The 18,317-nt window shown below is 39.7% G+C and carries 11 protein-coding genes and 1 pseudogene; 11 read left to right on the top strand and 1 reads right to left on the bottom strand.

Annotated elements, in window-relative coordinates; translation table 11 throughout:
• Nucleotides 1-14: 14 nt before the first annotated feature.
• Nucleotides 15-1,463, bottom strand: a complete 1,449-nt coding sequence (locus P403_RS0101050; RefSeq protein ID WP_034800752.1) for an NAD(P)H-binding protein — start codon at nucleotides 1,461-1,463, stop codon at nucleotides 15-17.
• 185 nt (nucleotides 1,464-1,648) lie between these two features.
• Between P403_RS0101050 and P403_RS0101045 the strand changes: the two genes are divergently transcribed.
• The 11 genes and pseudogenes from P403_RS0101045 to P403_RS0100995 all read left to right on the top strand — a co-directional run bounded on the left by P403_RS0101045 (nucleotide 1,649) and on the right by P403_RS0100995 (nucleotide 18,253).
• A complete protein-coding gene (locus P403_RS0101045) occupies nucleotides 1,649-2,029 on the top strand; it encodes a hypothetical protein (protein WP_029330360.1) in 381 nt (126 codons plus the stop codon).
• A 237-nt stretch (nucleotides 2,030-2,266) separates the two neighbouring features.
• Nucleotides 2,267-3,634: a phenylacetate--CoA ligase family protein gene (locus tag P403_RS0101040; RefSeq protein ID WP_029330358.1), complete on the top strand. Its 1,368-nt coding sequence runs from the start codon at nucleotides 2,267-2,269 to the stop codon at nucleotides 3,632-3,634.
• A gap of 256 nt (nucleotides 3,635-3,890) precedes the next feature.
• Nucleotides 3,891-5,345, top strand: a pseudogene (locus tag P403_RS16960) (IS1182 family transposase).
• Between the two features lie 243 nt (nucleotides 5,346-5,588).
• The gene (locus P403_RS0101030) at nucleotides 5,589-7,400 is read left to right on the top strand and encodes a hypothetical protein (RefSeq protein ID WP_029330356.1); all 1,812 of its coding nucleotides are present in this window, start codon (nucleotides 5,589-5,591) and stop codon (nucleotides 7,398-7,400) included.
• 4 nt (nucleotides 7,401-7,404) lie between these two features.
• A complete protein-coding gene (locus tag P403_RS0101025; protein WP_029330354.1) occupies nucleotides 7,405-8,901 on the top strand; it encodes a hypothetical protein in 1,497 nt (498 codons plus the stop codon).
• A gap of 125 nt (nucleotides 8,902-9,026) precedes the next feature.
• The gene (locus tag P403_RS0101020) at nucleotides 9,027-9,290 is read left to right on the top strand and encodes a hypothetical protein (RefSeq protein WP_029330352.1); all 264 of its coding nucleotides are present in this window, start codon (nucleotides 9,027-9,029) and stop codon (nucleotides 9,288-9,290) included.
• Between the two features lie 116 nt (nucleotides 9,291-9,406).
• Complete coding sequence (locus P403_RS16245; RefSeq protein WP_051667271.1) at nucleotides 9,407-13,531, top strand: Ig-like domain-containing protein; 4,125 nt, start codon at nucleotides 9,407-9,409, stop codon at nucleotides 13,529-13,531.
• Nucleotides 13,532-13,752: 221 nt separating this feature from the next.
• Nucleotides 13,753-14,400, top strand: a complete 648-nt coding sequence (locus P403_RS16240; RefSeq protein WP_051667269.1) for an SRA domain-containing endonuclease — start codon at nucleotides 13,753-13,755, stop codon at nucleotides 14,398-14,400.
• Nucleotides 14,401-14,411: 11 nt separating this feature from the next.
• Nucleotides 14,412-14,582, top strand: a complete 171-nt coding sequence (locus tag P403_RS16360) for a hypothetical protein (RefSeq protein WP_160167772.1) — start codon at nucleotides 14,412-14,414, stop codon at nucleotides 14,580-14,582.
• 262 nt (nucleotides 14,583-14,844) lie between these two features.
• Nucleotides 14,845-16,980 (top strand): AAA family ATPase, encoded by a 2,136-nt coding sequence (locus P403_RS16235; RefSeq protein WP_051667267.1) that lies wholly within the window; start codon nucleotides 14,845-14,847, stop codon nucleotides 16,978-16,980.
• Nucleotides 16,955-18,253, top strand: coding sequence for an McrC family protein (locus P403_RS0100995; RefSeq protein WP_160167771.1), 1,299 nt, complete (start codon nucleotides 16,955-16,957; stop codon nucleotides 18,251-18,253). Before P403_RS16235 ends, P403_RS0100995 begins: the two co-directional genes overlap by 26 nt.
• Nucleotides 18,254-18,317 lie beyond the last annotated feature (64 nt).

The raw sequence follows: 18,317 nt of genomic DNA, 5'->3' as shown, positions 1-18,317 counted from the left end.
AAAACAGTGCTGATTCAGTTCGGCTCCGGAACGATCATTTCTGATTCGTCCGGCTGTTCTTCTGTCGTCTGCATCAAGCGTAGCAGGTGCAGTTTAAAGAGATACATGACGATGAGGTGGACATTCGCCTGGGTCGTTTTATAGACCAACCATGGTAATGCGGGAACATATTCATGAATCGCGATGATACACTCTTGCGAACCCGGGATTTGCCGGAACTCGATGCGTCCATTACTATCTTCTTTCACTTGAGCAAACAAGCCGCCTGTAATTCGGTACGTTGCCTGTTGATCGTCTTCGAACGGTTCTTTCGTCAGTTCAAGCAACGGGGCGTCAAGCAACGGAACATGAATCCGAACGACCGTTTCTTCCGCTGTCTTCGATGTAAGAAAAGGTTTCGCGAACGTCGATAACCAATCGACGTAATTGTCGGCAGCCCAGTTCGCGTTCCGGTCGTCTGGAAGACGGACACGTTGGACGGACCGGACATCAAGCGTTTGTGATTTCTTACTCGATGAAGAGTTTCCTGATTTTTTTGATTTCGACTCTTCTTCTTCTTCCATCGCCATCCGTACGGATTGCTCGAATGAAATTTTTCCGTCACTGATGCCCTCGACCATCTTGTCGGGATCCGCCACCATCTCATGGACCATACTTTCGACGAGCGGATAAACGGTTTCTTTCGGTTCTCCGGAGACGAGTGTCACCCAAAGCCGCGATAATTTGACGGTCATCAACGGTAAGTCGAAGGTCGGTTGTTTTTTGTCCATTACTTCCGCCGTCTTCAAAATCATTTCCTTGTACGTCATCGCTTCCGGACCGCCGATATCGATGGCACGATCCTTGAGGTCCTCGCGGTCGACGCTAGATCCGAGCGCATGAATGACGTCCGGTAGCGCGACGGGATGTGTTTTGTTACGCGTCCAACGCGGGAGAAGCATGACGGGAAGTCGTTTGACGAGTTTTGACAGAATCGGGAACGAAGACCCTTTCGGACCGACGATGAGCGCAGCGCGGATCGTCGTGACCGGTGTACCGTATGCACCGAGGACGCGCTCGACCTCAAGGCGACTTTTAAGATGACGTGATAAATTTTCCGTCTCGTCCGGAATGATGCCACTTAAGTAAACAATCTGCTGGATGCCGTTTGCTTTTGCAGCGCGTGCGTAATTGTCGGCTAAAATCAAGTCCATGTCTTCAAATGAGCCTTGCGTCAACTTTGCTGACGGCATCATCGAGTGGACGAGGTAGATGGCGATGTCTGCTCCTTTTAATCCGGCTGTCGTATCCGCTAACGAAAAAAGGTCACACGACCGCCATTCGACATTCGCTTCATCTTCCTTGTCGTCACCATTGCGAGACAAGGCAATGACGTCGTACTTTTTCTTCAATTCATTTAATAGATTATGTCCGATATATCCTGTCGCACCGGCAAGTGCCAGGCGTTTACGTGGTTGCGTCATGTCAATTCCTCCTCATTAGCTGCTTACTACAAAGATTTACCCAAACGTCCTGCGATTTAATCAAACGAATGTTATAGTTAAAAACAAATGCTTCATCTTTTTAAAACAGGGAAAACAAATAAAGAAGATTTGCGCACTGTTTTGGAGGGATGGACAGTATCATTTTTTAGGGGAGGGAGACGGATATGAATGCTGTCTGTTTTTTGGACGAACGTCATCATACACGTTACCAAATGATATTGAAGCGATTGAATGCACGAAACCGTAAAAAGTATTCTTTTCAATCAATCTTATTTTTAGCGACGGGTAATCTAGCGCTTATGCAATTGTTCAGTGACTATTTTTTTCCGGAGACGGGTGAATTTTTTTACCAAGAATTATTAGCGGAACCTGTCGAAGATTTAACGGTCGATGTCGAACGTCAATTACTCGTTCAGTTGTATAACGGCAGGACGACGTTGACGATCATGGAGATCATCGATCAGTTAGATGAAACGGAGTTAGAGCTCGTCCTCGGAGCCATCCAAATCCGGTCATTCGGAAATCAAAACATGCAAGTACACTAAAGAAGATAGCCGTTGTCAGATGGACTTCGGTTATCTTTTTTTGTCATTTCAAGGACCGTTAACTTACATTTGTGAACTGAAGTTATTAATGTAAAACAGCATCTAAATAAAAGCTAAGCTTATGTCTTAAGATTTGGTTGTCTAGCGGTAGGACTGGAAATAAGATGTAAGTAACAGGGAAGGTATGGTGGCTGCTGACAAGTCGCGCGTCGAATGATGAGGAAGGGGAGTGAACATATGCAACTCAAAGAATCGATTTATTTCCATTCACCGATTTTCATTCAGAATATCCTAACGACGCTTTACGGACGGGTCTTGTACCAGGAACGTTACGGGTCCGCCTACCGTAATCGGTTCGAAGAATTGAAGCGGAAAGAACGGCAATCGATTGATCCCGAGCAGGAGCAATTATCCCGCCTGAATCAGTTTTTACTGTTTTGTCAGGCCTATAGCCCGTACTACAAAGAGTTGTTCGATAAGAACCGGATTGAGCTTCCGCTTGCGCAGTTGTCAGAGTTAAAACAAATTCCCTTGCTCGATAAAGAGACGCTACGGACAAGGAATGCCGACGTCCATGCGCGGATTCATGCGCCGATTCTTGGAAAGACGGGCGGGACGACCGGGAAATCGATCCAAGTCCATTATACGAGAGAGGACATGCAAATCCGGATGGCGCACCTCGATTATTTCAAATGGACGCATGGAATTGAACAGGGAATGCGCCGGGCGAGTTTTACGGGACAGACATTAGCGGCAGAACAACAAAAGTCACCCGTCTATTGGCGGATGAATAAGGCGATCAATCAAATGCTTTTTTCAATTAAGAATATTAACCCGTTGACAATTCCCGCTTACATCGAACAATTGAACCGATTTAATCCAGTGTCGATTGATGGTTTACCGTCGGGAATGATTGAGGTTGCACGATACGCCAAAAAACATGCCGTCGACTGTACATTCCGTCCGAAGGCGATTTTTCCGACGGCTGAAATGTTGACACGGGACGAACGTGCTTTAATCGAGGAAGTATTTCATGCACCAATCTTTGATCAGTACGCCTCGTCCGAAGGGGCACCGATTGTCGCCGAATGCCGCTACGGTAAAAAACATCTCCATTATGAGATGGGTATCATCGAAGTCGAAGCAGACGGTCAAATTCTCGTGACGAGTTTTGATACACATGGTACGCCCCTTGTCCGCTACCGGATTGGTGACCGGATGACGCTTAGTCACGAGACGTGTCCATGTGGGCATGGTGGTCCGATCATCGCATCGATTGACGGACGCGGACGAAGTTATATCCAGTTGAAAAATGGGCATCGAATCTTTGAAGGGGAACTCGCTGGAATCGTGCGGCGGTTCCCGAATTGTATCGAACGAGTCCAGTACATCCAAGAAGACGCGGATGAAGTTGTGATGTTGTACGTACCGGACGAACGTTGCTTTAAACAAGAGCATGAAAAGGAGTTATACTTCGTGTTAGAGCGTTTGTTCGGTGGACAAATGGATGTCCTTTTAAAAGCGGTCCCGGAAATTCCAAAAGAAATCAGTGGGAAGACGTTGTTGATTAAACAGTTGATTCCTGAAAGTGAACAAATGAACTAAACGGACTAGCCCTAAAAAGAGCTAGTCTCAGCGTGTAGACAAACTAGATGGAAGGTCACTTGAATGTGATTTCCCATCTTTTTTTGCTCTCTCTTTCCTTCCTAATCGTCTTCCTGTGGCAAACATCGCTTCGCTTCGCTGCAGGGTCGCTCCTGTTTGCTTTCCACTAGGAAGCGATTAGATCGGAAATCGAGGCTTTTCCAGCTTTCTTTCATATTATAAAATAAAAGAAATATACCACGAAGGAGGGTTTCCCATGATGGGAAAACGAAATCAACACCATCGTTCTGAAAACATCACGGTCACACTCGAACAATTGGTTCCTGCGGACCACTTGGTCCGCAGGGTCGATCAGGTGATGGACTTTCAATTCATCTATCCATTTGTTGAAAAGTTGTACTGTGAAAATAACGGAAGACCTAGCGTAGATCCTGTTCTCTTAATCAAGATGGCTCTCCTTCAATATTTATTCGGTATTCCTTCTATGCGGAAGACGATCCAAGAAATCGAAACGAACGTCGTCTATCGTTGGTTTCTAGGACTTGGATTGGATGAAAAGGTTCCTCATTTTTCAACCTTCGGAAAAAACTATGTCCGACGCTTCCAAGACACGACGATTTTTGAAGATATCTTCTACAAAATTCTGACCCAAGGCGTCGATGCTGGATTCGTGGACCCGGTGGTCCTGTTTATCGATTCGACACACGTCAAAGCAAATGCGAATAAGCGGAAATATAAAAAGAAACATGTTAGTCGTGCAGCACGTTTTTATCAAGATGAACTGGAACAAGAAATCAATGATGATCGTGAGGCGCACGGAAAAAAGCGTTTTACCCCCAAGAAGAAGGACGAGAATGATCAACGGTTGACGAAAGAGAGTACCACGGATCCTGAGTCAGGATATTACGTGAAGGGGGAGCGTGAAAAGCAATTCGCCTATTCCTTTCATACAGCATGTGATCGGAATGGTTTTGTCCTCGGGACAATTGTCACACCAGGTAATATTCACGATAGTATCATTTTAAAGCCCTTGCTCGAACTCATTATCCACCGTTTACCGTCCCGTTTGCAGTCGTCGCAGACTCCGCCTATAAAACCGCCCCCATCGCACACTTACTTCTCAGACAGCGTATTTTGCCAGTCTTCCCCTACACCCGCCCCAAAGGGGTGAAGGGTATGTTCAAAACGAATGCCTTCTATTATGATGCGTATTACGACTGCTATCTCTGTGAAAATGATCAGCAGCTTGTCTATCGAACAACTACACGGGAAGGAAGACGGGAGTACGTATCAGATCCAAAGATCTGTGAAACTTATCCATTTCTAGAACGGTGTACGAAAAGTCAGACGATGCAGAAAGTGATTCATCGGCATGTCTGGCAAGATGCAATCGACGAAGTCGAGCACCTTCGCCACACACCGGTTAATAGGCAGCTGTATGCCCGACGAAAAGAGACAATCGGCGGACGCGAAAGAAAAGCATGGCATGCGTTGGACTCGCTACCGCGGGTTAAAAAAAGTGACGATGCAGGCAATGCTCACTTTTGCTGCCCTGAACCTCAAAAAATTGGCCAATTGGTCATGGGATTCCAGTCGGAATCCTAATGAAGTGTCATATTTTTTACGTATACATAAGACGAACCCTCATTTCCAAGTGGAAATGAGGGTTTGTCTACAGTCTGAGCTAATTTATTCTTATAGAATAAATTAACTGTAAAAGAGAAATAAATTTAATATCATTTCAAGAGAATTTGAAGCATGTTCTTTAAATAAAGGACATGCTTTTTGATTTGCTTACATAGTTTGATTTTGAACCCTGTAAAAAATAATAAGGGGTTTAAAATAATAATCTACTCTTATGGTAAATGGTTGTATAATAAATACATAAATACTTAAAAAAAATAAAAAATGGAAAAATAATATCTGTATCGTTTCTACTTAGGAGGAAACCTTGATGAATATTGCACAATTTTTAAAAGAAAATGCTTCTAATTTAATCGGAAGTGATGTTCAAATTGCACCAAATATCTCTGAAAAGAAATTAAATTCTGCTATTAAGTCTTATGCGAATGGTGTTATTCCTGAACATGTGATTTTATTACACGATTCAACATTATTGAAAAATGCTAAGGATGGATTATTGTTTTTAGGCGACTGTTTTTACTTTAAGCCAATGTTTGAAAAACCAATCGTTGTTCTGTATAAAGAATTACTAGAAATTCGAATAGATCGCGAAAAGATTGTAAAAGGAGATAAAGAAAAAGAACAGCTTCACGTTATTCTGACTACTGAGAGCACAACACATATTTTGACAAATAAATTACATGATTATTCGATTGAAAAATTCGTTAAATTAATTGAAGGAATTATTGCTCTGAAAGAGACTCAAGAGTTTGAAAATGTATCGCAAATCACACCTTTAGCGGATATGTCTGAAACATATAAGCTTTCTTATTTAAAAGTGTTAGCTAATTTTACTATGTCTGATGATGGTAAGGTCGATGCTAAAGAATATAGCGAATTGATGTCGCTTGTTACACGCATTCATCTTAGTTCAGAATACCGTTTAAAACTAAGAGCTTATATTGGATCGGTAAAAGATCAAGAAGAGACTATGTTTCTAATTAGAAAACTTAAAGAGAAGTCAATTTCCATCGATTTTTCTATCGTTCAAAAATCACTATTTAAAGATCTCTTATACTTATATAAATTAAAAAATAGTTTACAGACATGGGAAGAAAATAAATTCCTTATACAATTAAGAGATGAATTTTCGATTCAATCTGAAGAAATCGATTTGATTTGTGCTGCAATTAAGAATGATGAAGATATTTTAACGTTCCGGAAAAACGATTCTGACATTGTTAAGTCGATGAAAGATATCGCTGCAAAAGCTGCTGCTGTTGGAATGCCACTTACAGCGATTTATTTATCTGGTTCTGTTGTTGGTTTGAGTGCAGCAGGTCTTACATCTGGACTAGCTACATTAGGTATGGGTGGGATTTTAGGATTCTCAAGTATGTTCACAGGAATTGGAGCTATTGTATTAATTGGTGTAGGTACTTATCAAGGATTAAAGAAAATCACAGGTATTAAAGATATAGAAAATAATAAACAACGTGAATATATGCTTCAAAAAATCATTCGAAATTCTCAACAAACACTCGATTACTTGTTAGAAGATATTAATGAAATATCTCGTGCATTAGTTGCGGCTATTCAAAAAGGAAACGAAAACTCAGAAAAAATCAATAAATTATCTAGTATGTTAACGATGCTAAGTGAAAGTGCTCGATTTAGTGCTAAAAAACAAAATGAATCTCAAAAAGAACAGATGATTACGCATCTTCCTTTAATTTTAAGTACTGACCGTTTAGAAGAGCTTACACCTAAACCAACACAGTTAAAAATTCGTGAGTTTATTCTTAAGTGCTATACAACTGAAGTTACTGAATCTATGGAAGCACTAACCCCTGAAGTAACTCCAGAAATGAATCAAGGATTTGTTTTAGTGGGTGGTGTTCAAGAGAATGCAGAACTTTCAAAGTTGAATTCTTTGAGTGAGAATTATAAAAAAACATTTGAAAGCTTTAATAAAACACAAAACGGAAAATTAGAAATAAATGAAAATCTAAGTTTAGAAGATTTAGAAATGCTTCAAGAATCTTTTGAGAACATTGGCTATTTCGAATTAACAAGTGGTGGAGTTGCTGAGGTTACTGGAAGTGCGAAACGAATTGCAAAAAACTTGTTTGGTGATCGGTGATCAAATGAAAGAATTAGATGAAGAATGGAATGAGATAGGTAAAGCATTATTAGCACAAAATCATCAAGTAGTATCGGCAGAACAAAGACTAAGCGACGTGAATAAAAACATTGAAAGCTTAGATCACCTTCAACATGATCAAAGTGAAGCCCTAGATCATTTACTTGCTCAAGCAACTATGCTGATGAACGGACATCAAATTCAACAGGAACAACATTCTTTTTCTGCACTTATTGTTCCTGATTATGATGATTTACAGCCTTTATCTATTTCAGATAAATCGTGGAATGATTTTTCAAAGCGGATTGATACCTATTTGATCGAGAAGGGTGTTGCACACGAAAATCCATATGCAGATTTGTTAAGTGCTCAACAAAAAGCAGAGATAGCAAAAACGTTTCGTGAGGAATTTATCCTGAAGAATGAATCTTGTGATCGTTATGATTATATGATTGCTGCGTTTAGTGGTCTTGTAGCCGGTTTAATCGATAGTTTTTTTGTAGGATCTCCACTCGATAGTAAAATTATGAAATGGTCTGATCAAAAAGTCGATAAAATCGTTATTAAATTTTCAAAAATGGTATGGAATCACGATAAAGCAAACGGATCGAACATTCGTACACAGCCCGACTCAATTGCTAGTGCCATTGGTTATCTTGAGAGACGTTTTAAAGTAAATTACGATGCCCGCTATGCAAGTGATTTGAAAATGAACGGAGAATCGCTAAACATGCGTCCAACTGATCATCATTTAAAATCACTTGCACATGCTCCAGATATCATAGGATTATTCTTTTCAATTCTTGATCAATTCACTGGAAAAGCTAGTTTTGTATCTGATGGAAAGCTACTTCGACTTGAACCAAAAGAAGACGGTTCGTCTAGGTTAGTGGGTGCAACGATTTTATCTAAACTATTTGCTGGTTTTTCAAACTGGTTAGGACACCTCTTGTCAGATATATCTGGTTCAAGTGGCACGAGGGGACATTTAGATGGTAGAAGAGGGGCTGGGATTCCTCTTCCGTTTTTTGAAGTATTTCAATTTGCAAACGTCGGTAATATAAAACATAACGGAGCCGATCTGACGATTGCAGAGTTCTCGACTAAAGTGTTTGAAAAAGGATATGATGCTCGTTTTGGAGCAGCAATGACAGTTCCAGTTGTGCTAAATGAATTAATTATTCGTTTATTATGGGGACTAAAAAGTAAGTTTTATCATCAAAAAAGTTTTATAGAGTCACTTCCCTTTGGAAATAAGCCGACTCTTCGAAAAATGCTGCTAGTTGGACAAGGCTCTCTATGCTTAACAGATGGTATTGATGCATATCTCCGAAGTAATAATGTCCCTATTTTATTTGCAACCCGATTGAATTATGTTGCATGGAGTCGATTTATGTATGCCTCTATAAAAGAAGTTCGCGTCTTTTTAAAAGGCGACGTATTAGACATTCAAGCTTTGGATCAACATCTTGAAGAAGAGTGGCAGCGGTTGAGATTCTAAAAAAATGAGCAAATCGCGCAATAGAGAGCTAATTTAAATATGAAAAAATTCTAATGATTGCATTACTGCTAATACTCTTTGGACGCGGGATTTAATTATTAGAACTAAGATTGGAGGAATAGAATATGGAAGAGAATTTATTAGAAAATATGCGCGATATTGAAGAATATGATAGTCACTATGTTGTTCAAACAAGCACTGATGAATATGGTGGACTATATGTAGTCGATGACAGTATTTTTGAAGGCAAAGTGTTAGATGGAGTTTTAGATTGTGCTACAAGATTCGAGACTATTGAAGAAGCACAATCTTTCCTAAACGAAATGAAAAAATATCAAATTAAAGGCGTTATAAAGAAAGCAAAATTGTTTGTAGCAGTTGAACAATAAACATCTTTTTGTAATTGGATGTTAAGAGATGTGATTCAAGGAGTTATTAGTTATTCTCTAAACTTACATTTTCTATGGACGATAATTTAAATTACCTGTAAGGAGTAATATATAATATGATAAAAAAACTTATTTTTTTAGCTGTATTTGTATGTGTTTTTTGCATTCATCATGAGGTCGATGCTACTAAAGGCACAGATGTTAAAGGCCTACTAAGAACAGACACTATATGGACTAAAGAAGGGTCACCATATAATTTAGTAGATAATATTCAAGTTGGTGGGAAACTCACAATAGAACCTGGTGTAACTGTAATTGGGAATAGAAAAGATATTGCTGTATTTGGTGAATTAGAAGTGTCAGGTAGCAAGGATAAAAAAGTAAGATTAATGAGTGTTAATTTGAAGGGAGGAGACTATCTACGAAATGGTAAAATGACTATTTCGAATAGTGACTTATTCAAATGTAGTTTTGATATTCCTTATGGAATAAAAAATTCATTTATTTTAAAAGATTCTTGGATTGACGATTCATTTGGACAATCTTTCTTTACACCTCAATTTAATGATTACAACGGTTATTTTAATGATTATAACGGTTATTCATATTTTTTCGGTGATGGTGCCATAATTGAAAGAAATATTTTTGCAAATATCCTACCAATTTCAGTTTCAAATAATTCGAAGTTCATAAATAATGTTTTTTTAAAAAATTATAAGTTAAATATTTCTGGCGAGCAAAATATTGTTTTTAATTATAATAGCTTCCTAGGTGAAGAAAATGATGTTGTAAAACTTTATGGATCTTCAAAAATTAATAATATAGAAAATAACTTTTGGAATACAAATATTAAATCGAAAATCTCAGAAAAGATTTATGATGCTGATGATGACTTAAGAGTACATAATACAGTGAGTTTTGATTCTTATTTATCCAGTCCTCATGAGAATACACCTTCTATGTTACCTTCTAAAGCTCCGACTTTAACAAGTGTATACACTCAAAAAAGCACTTCTGTCAAAGGATTTGCTGAACCTGGTTCACTCCTTAACTATTTTTACTATCCTACTAGCCCATATGAAGTTGGAACGGAACAAGGGTGGATTTTTGTAGATTCAACTGGTGAATTTGAAATTAATCCTATATACAGTGGGGATTATACAATGCGTCTAACCTCCATTAAAAATGGAATAACTAGTGAAGAATCAAATACAGTAGCATTAGACAGTACACCGCCCTTATCTCCCAATGTGGATGATGTATCAGATCAAACACAAGAAGTAACTGGAAGTGCTGAAGGTGGAGCTAAAATTATAGTGAAAAAAGGTTCAGAGGTTTTAGGCATGTCAGATGCGACTTTACATCCGGCGGTTCGGTTTGAACGATATTATTTAAATTATAATGTATCGATTTCTAAACAAGTTGCAGGAACAAAATTAAATGTTTATGCAGTAGATCTTGCTGGAAATATGAGTGCCGTAAAAGAAATAGTGGTTTCAGACAAAACTCCACCACTTGCCCCTACTGTGGATAAGATAACTGATCAAACCTTAACTGCAAAAGGTAAAGCAGAACCTGGTGCTACAGTCTCGTTTAAAAGTGGAATGTGGATAATCGGAAGTGGACTTGTCGATCGCGAAGGGAATTTTGACATCCCTATAATGGTACCGTATGCTGGTGATATTTTATCTGTGTCTGCTACTGACACATCAGGAAATATTAGCGAGATAACAAAAGTACTTGTTAAAGATGGTACTGCACCAAGTAGTCCTTTAATAAATGATTTAACAGAACATTCGACCACTGTAATTGGATGGGCAGAACCTAATTCAACAATTTTAATAACCTCTGGTTCAAGTATTCTGGGAACAGCTACAACTTCCGAATACGGAATGTTTGAGGTGATCATAACTCCACAAAGTGCTAATACTATAGTTACTATTGTGGCGGTTGATGCTGCTGGAAATAGAAGTAAGGAAATTCAAGAATGGGTTAGAGATATTACCCCACCTGAAGCACCAAAAGTGGAAGTATTAACAGATCAAATGACGACCGTCAGTGGCCAAACGGAAGCAACTGCTGAGGTAACTGTGAAAGTAGGCCATAAAACACTTGGGACTACACAAGCTAGAGCAGATGGAAACTTTACGCTGACAATTCCACTCCAGGCAGCCGGTGTGGAAGTAAGTGTTGTAGCGACAGATCAGTCTGGACATATGAGCGAAGAAACAATAGTCACCGTGAAGGATGTGACAGCACCCGAAGCGCCAAAAGTGGACGTATTAACAGATCAAATGACGAAAGTCAGCGGGCAAACGGAAGCTAATGCCAAAGTGACTGTGAAAGTATACGGAAAAGTATTTGGAACTACATCAGCCGGAACAGATGGAATCTACTCATTGACGATTCCGCGTCAAGCAGCTGGTGTAAAAGTAAGTGTTGTAGCAACAGATTTAGCTGGAAACACAAGTGAAGAAACGCTTTTCATCGTGAAAGATGTAACGGCACCGGAGGCACCGAAGGTGGATGCACTAACGGACCAAATGACGAAAGTCAGTGGGCAAGCGGAAGCTAATGCCAAAGTGACTGTGAAAGTAGACGAAAAAGTATTTGGAACTACATCAGTCGGAACAGATGGAATCTACTCATTGAAGATTCCGCGTCAAGCAGCGGGCGTGAAAGTGAGTGTTATAGCAACAGACTTATCTGGAAACACAAGTGAAGAAACGATTATCATCGTGAAAGATGTAACGGCACCGGAGGCACCGAAGGTGGATGCACTGACGGACCAAATGACGAAAGTCAGTGGACAAGCGGAAGCTAATGCCAAAGTGACTATGAAAGTAGATGGAAAAGTATTTGGAACTACATCAGCCGGAACAGATGGAATCTACTCATTGAAGATTCCGCGTCAAGCAGCGGGCGTGAAAGTGAGTGTTATAGCAACAGACTTATCTGGAAACACAAGTGAAGAAACGATTATCATCGTGAAAGATGTAACGGCACCGGAGGCACCGAAGGTGGATGCACTGACGGACCAAATGACGAAAGTCAGTGGACAAGCGGAAGCAAATGCCGAAGTGATCGTGAAAGCAGGCGATAAAATGCTTGGAACTACAAAAGCTGGAGCAGCAGATGGAATCTACTCATTGAAGATTCCACGCCAAGCAGCGGGAGTGAAAGTGAGTGTTATAGCAACAGACTTAGCTGGAAATACGAGTGTAGAGACCGTTGTTACCGTGAAAGATGTAACGGCACCGGAGGCACCGAAGGTGGACGGATTAACGGACCAAATGACAAAGGTTAGTGGACAAGCGGAAGCTAATACCAAAGTCACTGTGAAAGTAGACGAAAAAGTATTTGGAACTACATCAGCCGGAACAGATGGAATCTACTCATTGAAGATTCCACGCCAAGCAGCGGGAGTGAAAGTAAGTGTTGTAGCAACAGACGCTGCAGGAAATAAAAGTGATGAAACAACATTACTCGTAAAAGACGTAACATCGCCTCCTCCACCAAAAGTGTACGAAGTTACGGATAAAGCTATTTCGGTTAGTGGAACAGCGGAGGCGGGTTCTAAAATCTTAGTGAAAATCGGGATCAAAGAGATTGGTAACTCAATTGTGAACTCAAATGGAACCTATAAAATTCAGATCGCGAAACAAAAGGCAGGTGTGAAATTAACGTTTGTTGCAATAGATCATTATGGGAATATTAGTAAATCAACTGAGGTAATTGTTAGAGATACAACACCGCCACTAATTTCAAGTGTAGGCCTTGTATCAGATCAATCGATTGTCGTTAATGGAAAAGTAGAAAGTAATGTAAAAGTATATGTAAAAGTAGGATCTAAATTAATCGGATCAGCTTTATCTGGAAAAGGTATTTACAATATTAAGATCGCTAAACAAAAAGCTGGTACTAAACTAACTGTTTATGCTGTTGATGCTTCTGGAAATCAAAGCAAAAGTAAGCAAGTTACTGTTTTAGATCGAACACCACCAGCAACACCTATTGTAAATAAGATAACGAATACGAGTAAAATGATAAGTGGTAAGGCAGAAAGCAATGTTAAAGTTTTCGTTTACTATAATTCTAAAAAAATTGCAGAAGGAAATGCAGACTCTAAAGGGAACTTTAAAGTTAAAATTAAAGCTCAAAAAAAGGGATCTGTTTTAAAAGTTTATGCACAGGACAAATCTTCTAATAGAAGTAAAGAAAAAACTCTAAAAGTCATATAAATTGCATCATCTTGCGAATAAGCGTCTAACTCCTTATAAGTATATACAGGACTAGACGCTTTTCACTTTTGTAACAGCAATAAAATTATTGGGAAATTTATTAATAAAGCAATAGTATATTGGTTATTCATTAGAAATCACTTTAATTATTTTTAAAATTATTGAATCTGTCTTAAAAAAAGTGATTGATTATTAGATAGAAAAAATAGGAGTGATACTTTATGTTGTCTATTAATTTTAGTCCAGGTGAGTACTACAAACGTTCTGAGATTTATGATCAATTTGGAGGGAATCGTCAGCGCGGTATAAGTGCTTCTGCTAAAGAATCTGTAATCTTTATCTTTTCAGGGGCTAGTGGCGGCCAATATGGTTATTCTGATAGTTGGAACGAAGAAAGAATATTGTTTATGTACACAGGCGAAGGACAAATCGGAGATCAAGCATTTTCAATGGGAAATAAAGCATTACGAGATCATGTTAATTCTTCAAAATATGTTTTTTTGTTTCACCGCGCAACAAATGGTCTGTATACATTTGATGATCAGTTAACGCTAATTGATTACGAAATAAAACGAGCACCAGATCGAAATGGTAATATGCGCGATGTTATAGAGTTTATTTTTGAATCTTCTTCAAATATTGAACGATCTCTTTTGAACAATAGTGAAGTGACACTACAAAATATAGATTTTTCGCTTGATGAGTTAAAACAGTTAGCTCTTCAAGATACGTCAAATGGACATGAAACCATTCAAGTCAAGCAAGTGACGGTGCGAAAGCGATCAGAAGCTATCAAACTGTACGCTCGAAGAAGAGCAGTTGGAGTATGCGAAGCTTGCCTTTTGAGGCCAAGTCAGGTTCATCATTAGAAGTACATCATATGTATCGTCTATCTGATGGTGGACCGGATCATCCAGAGCACGTTGCCGCTATTTGCCCTAACTGTCATGCACGCATCCATCGAGGTGTCGATGGCATTGAATATAATGAAATATTAATTGAAAAAATTTTAAATAAAGAAGATCCATTACGCATGAAATATGTTTATTGATAGAGTATTCAGATTTGTATACATTTCGATATCGAAATGTATACAAATCTGAATAAAAAATGAAAATATCATTGAGTTGTAAGGTATGGGATACGATTAGATTCAAATCTTGATTGAACATGAATTTGGATATTATCCTCTACAAAAATTAGTTTCTTCATTTTTTAAGTAAAGAATTTTAAATTATAGAGCCATTCCATTGCATTTAGAGTGATGTAGACTGACTCATACTCGTTAAGGAATGACTCGAAAGGAGTAATAAATGAGCGACAAAATCGAGACGATTCTCTTGGAATACCTCAGGGGAGAAGACGAAATTACGAATGAGGAAGCCATCGCCATACAAGAAGCTGAGAAAAGATTCTATGAAAGCTTAGTGATCGGCAGCGACATGATACTGACTGATGGAAATAGATTAATAAATGGAAGACGTAACAGACTTTGGGGTGTCCTCAAAAAAAGAGGATACGAAGAACTTCCCCATGGGATCCAAGTCGACCTTCGATGGAGACCAGAAGAAGAGGAAGTTGTTGTTCGTGTCGTACTGCAGTGTCGATATGGAAGGGGAACAAGAAGGCGTTATCCCTCGGCCGAGGATTTGGTACGTCATAGCCGTCTTTTAAATATGCCTTATCTTAGTGAGGATGGATTCCATTACGAATCGGAATCGGGAATAGAAACTCCTGATAGTTTAAAGAAACAAATTAATAATGAGAAAAACAAGAATATAGAGTTAGTGTTTACCCTTAATGTGAGTGCCCGCGAAGAGACACAGGGCAGAGAACTGACTGACATATTGCACGAGTCGATCAAACGAATTATACCGAGTTATGAAGCCATCCTAGAGGCCGCTCCTGCAATGGTTGAGGAGCAAGTACCAGCTACAGTCAAAAACCATCTTGAAGGAGGAAGAGCAGTGCATCCTAAGAACACGATCCTACAGGGGCCACCAGGTACGGGGAAGACCTACCATACGGTCTTATATGCCGTCGCTATCATTGAAGGGAAAACCATGGATGAAATTAAGAAAGATGGATACCCGGAAGTGAAACGACGGTATGCAAAGTATAGAGATGAGAACCGAATCGCCTTTACGACATTTCATCAGTCGTATGGATACGAGGAGTTTATAGAAGGAATCAAACCAGTGGTCGCGTCTGATACGAATGAGATCGGGTTCAACATCGAGTCTGGTATTTTCAAGGAGTTTTGCGATCTCGCTGCTGCCGGTCATCGTTTTGGCGGATATGACGTTTCAATTGATGGTGAGGCACGTATTTGGAAGGTTTCTCTAGGAGGATCAGGGGATCATCCTCTCAAGAAGGCTTGTTTTGACAAGGGTATCATGCGGATTGGATGGGATAATTATGGAGAGAACCCCTTTAAAAGTACTGTCTCCATGAATCCTTCTGAACGTAGTATTCTGACCTATTTTTACGAGACGATGAAAGCTGGGGATATTGTTCTTTCATTGAAAGACGAACGGCATATTGATGGTATTGGTATTATCGAAGGTGAAGTCAAATGGTTGGAAGATGAAGCTCAGTACAAGCGTAGCCGGAAAGTGAACTGGCTTGCTAAGAATATCTCACTCGATATCCATGAAATGAATATGCGGAAGAATTTGACTCAGAAGACCGTTTATCCTTTAGATCGTCTATCCGTATCGCAAGTTGAACGCATGCTTGAAGGAGAATATGGTATTCCGGATATAAATGACCAGAGTGAGAAACCATATGTGTTTATCGTCGATGAAATTAATCGCGGGAACATTTCGAAGATTTTAGGGGAGCTCATCACGTTGATCGAGCCTTCAAAACGCCTTGGAGAGATGGAAGAAACGCTCGTTAAGCTTCCCTATTCGAAAAAAGAGTTTGGTGTTCCGAGTAACATCTATATTATTGGAACGATGAACACAGCGGACCGTTCCATTGCGTTGATGGATACCGCGCTGCGAAGAAGATTCCAATTTATCGAAATGTCTCCTGACTCGCTGACGCTCCGAGGGATCTCTGTCAAAGGCGTAAATTTAGAGCACTTGCTCGACATCATGAATCGTCGAATTGCAGCACTCTATGACCGGGACCATATGATTGGACATGCCTATTTTACGTCACTGTCATCGGACGACAATATAAGTGCGTTGGAGCAAGTCTTCCTGAAATCCATCATTCCGCTCCTTCAAGAGTACTTCTTTGATGATTTTGGAAAAATAAACGCTATATTCGGAAACGATAAGAACTATCCGATCCTCATTCATGATGAACCAGCGTTTGGTTTGTTCGATTCATCTATAGACCCAAGAGATCTAGAGACGAGCTATCGTATCAATCATGATATCCTCAATCAACCAGATACATACAAAGCGATCTATGGAAATCAATATGCAAAGGCATGACGTTATTGAGGTGATGGAGTATGAGGCCATCATGTGCACGGGACCTGGCCGGAATATCGATAAAAAGACCTTTAAGGAACTGGAAAGTCTGATGCTTGAGTTATCGGAAGAAGGACGGGATGGGTTAGATTTCTTAACCTTATCCTCAAGAAAAGGTGTCGGTAAGGTGATCCGGGCGAGGAACTACGTTGGTGTTCTACAGATGCCGAGCGGCAGACAACTTCAAATCCTTCCAAAAATTGATGCCACAAACGTCGATGCCCGTACAGCGATGCTCAAGATGTTAAAAACGTTGCGTAAATTTCCGAGTAAATCCTTTGATGCGACGGAACTTGGGAGCTCGAAAATGCCAATGTTTGAAATATATATCAGTCTTTTTCTTCGCGAAGTGTCTGGGGTGGTCAAGCGAGGATTGAAATCTGATTATCGTACGAAGGAAGAGAATGTACGGTTCTATAAAGGAAAGATGAACTTCGCACGTCAGATTACCATCAACCATGTACATAAAGAACGATTTTACGTCGCGTTTGATGAATACAGCATCGATTGTCCAGAAAATCGGATCCTCAAGAAGGCGTTGATGAAGACGATTTTGATCGCATCAGATCCGATGAATCGTCGCGAGGCACGTCGCCTATTACATCATTTTGATGGCGTTGCAGAGAGTCATACAATCGATCAAGAGTTTGCGAGTGTTCTTGAGAATCGAAAAAATGGACATTACACTAATTGTTTAGAATGGTCACGGCTTCTATTGAACAACTTAAACATCTCAAATATGGTAGGCAATACTCGAACTCAGTCTCTCCTCTTCTCGATGAACCAATTATTCGAGAGTTACGTCGGGAAATTAATCGAGAGTTATGCTGGAGCCGAATGGGAAGTGACTCTTAAGAAACCAGCGAAGTATCTATTCGATAGTGGATCGTTCAGATTAGTCCCAGATGTCGTAATGAAGTATTTGTGCCGTATTGATAAGGTGACGAAGACGAGGATCATCGACATGAAATGGAAGGTCCTTAATCCTAAGGTGAACAATTTTGGGATCTCACAGGCCGATATGTATCAAATGTTTGCATATGCTAAAAAATACGCGAGCGAACAGGTGATCGTCATTTATCCACTCGTTGAAAGCTTCGCCGTTGATCAGAGGATATTCCGCTTCACGAGCGAAGATATCACCGTATTTATCTATCTGTTGGATTGTGTACACGGAGAGAAGGATTTAATTCGTTTTCTTAATAATCCAGAGCATCACTGTAAATCTGATTGACTTTACGATCTACTAAAACGAGGATGAAAAATACAATATGAGCAAACTACTCCATGTCTTGAAG

It is taken from the genome of Exiguobacterium oxidotolerans JCM 12280, assembly GCF_000702625.1.
In the GTDB taxonomy this organism is placed as follows: Bacteria; Bacillota; Bacilli; order Exiguobacteriales; family Exiguobacteriaceae; genus Exiguobacterium_A; species Exiguobacterium_A oxidotolerans.
This window is presented reverse-complemented; position numbering and strand designations above follow the sequence as displayed.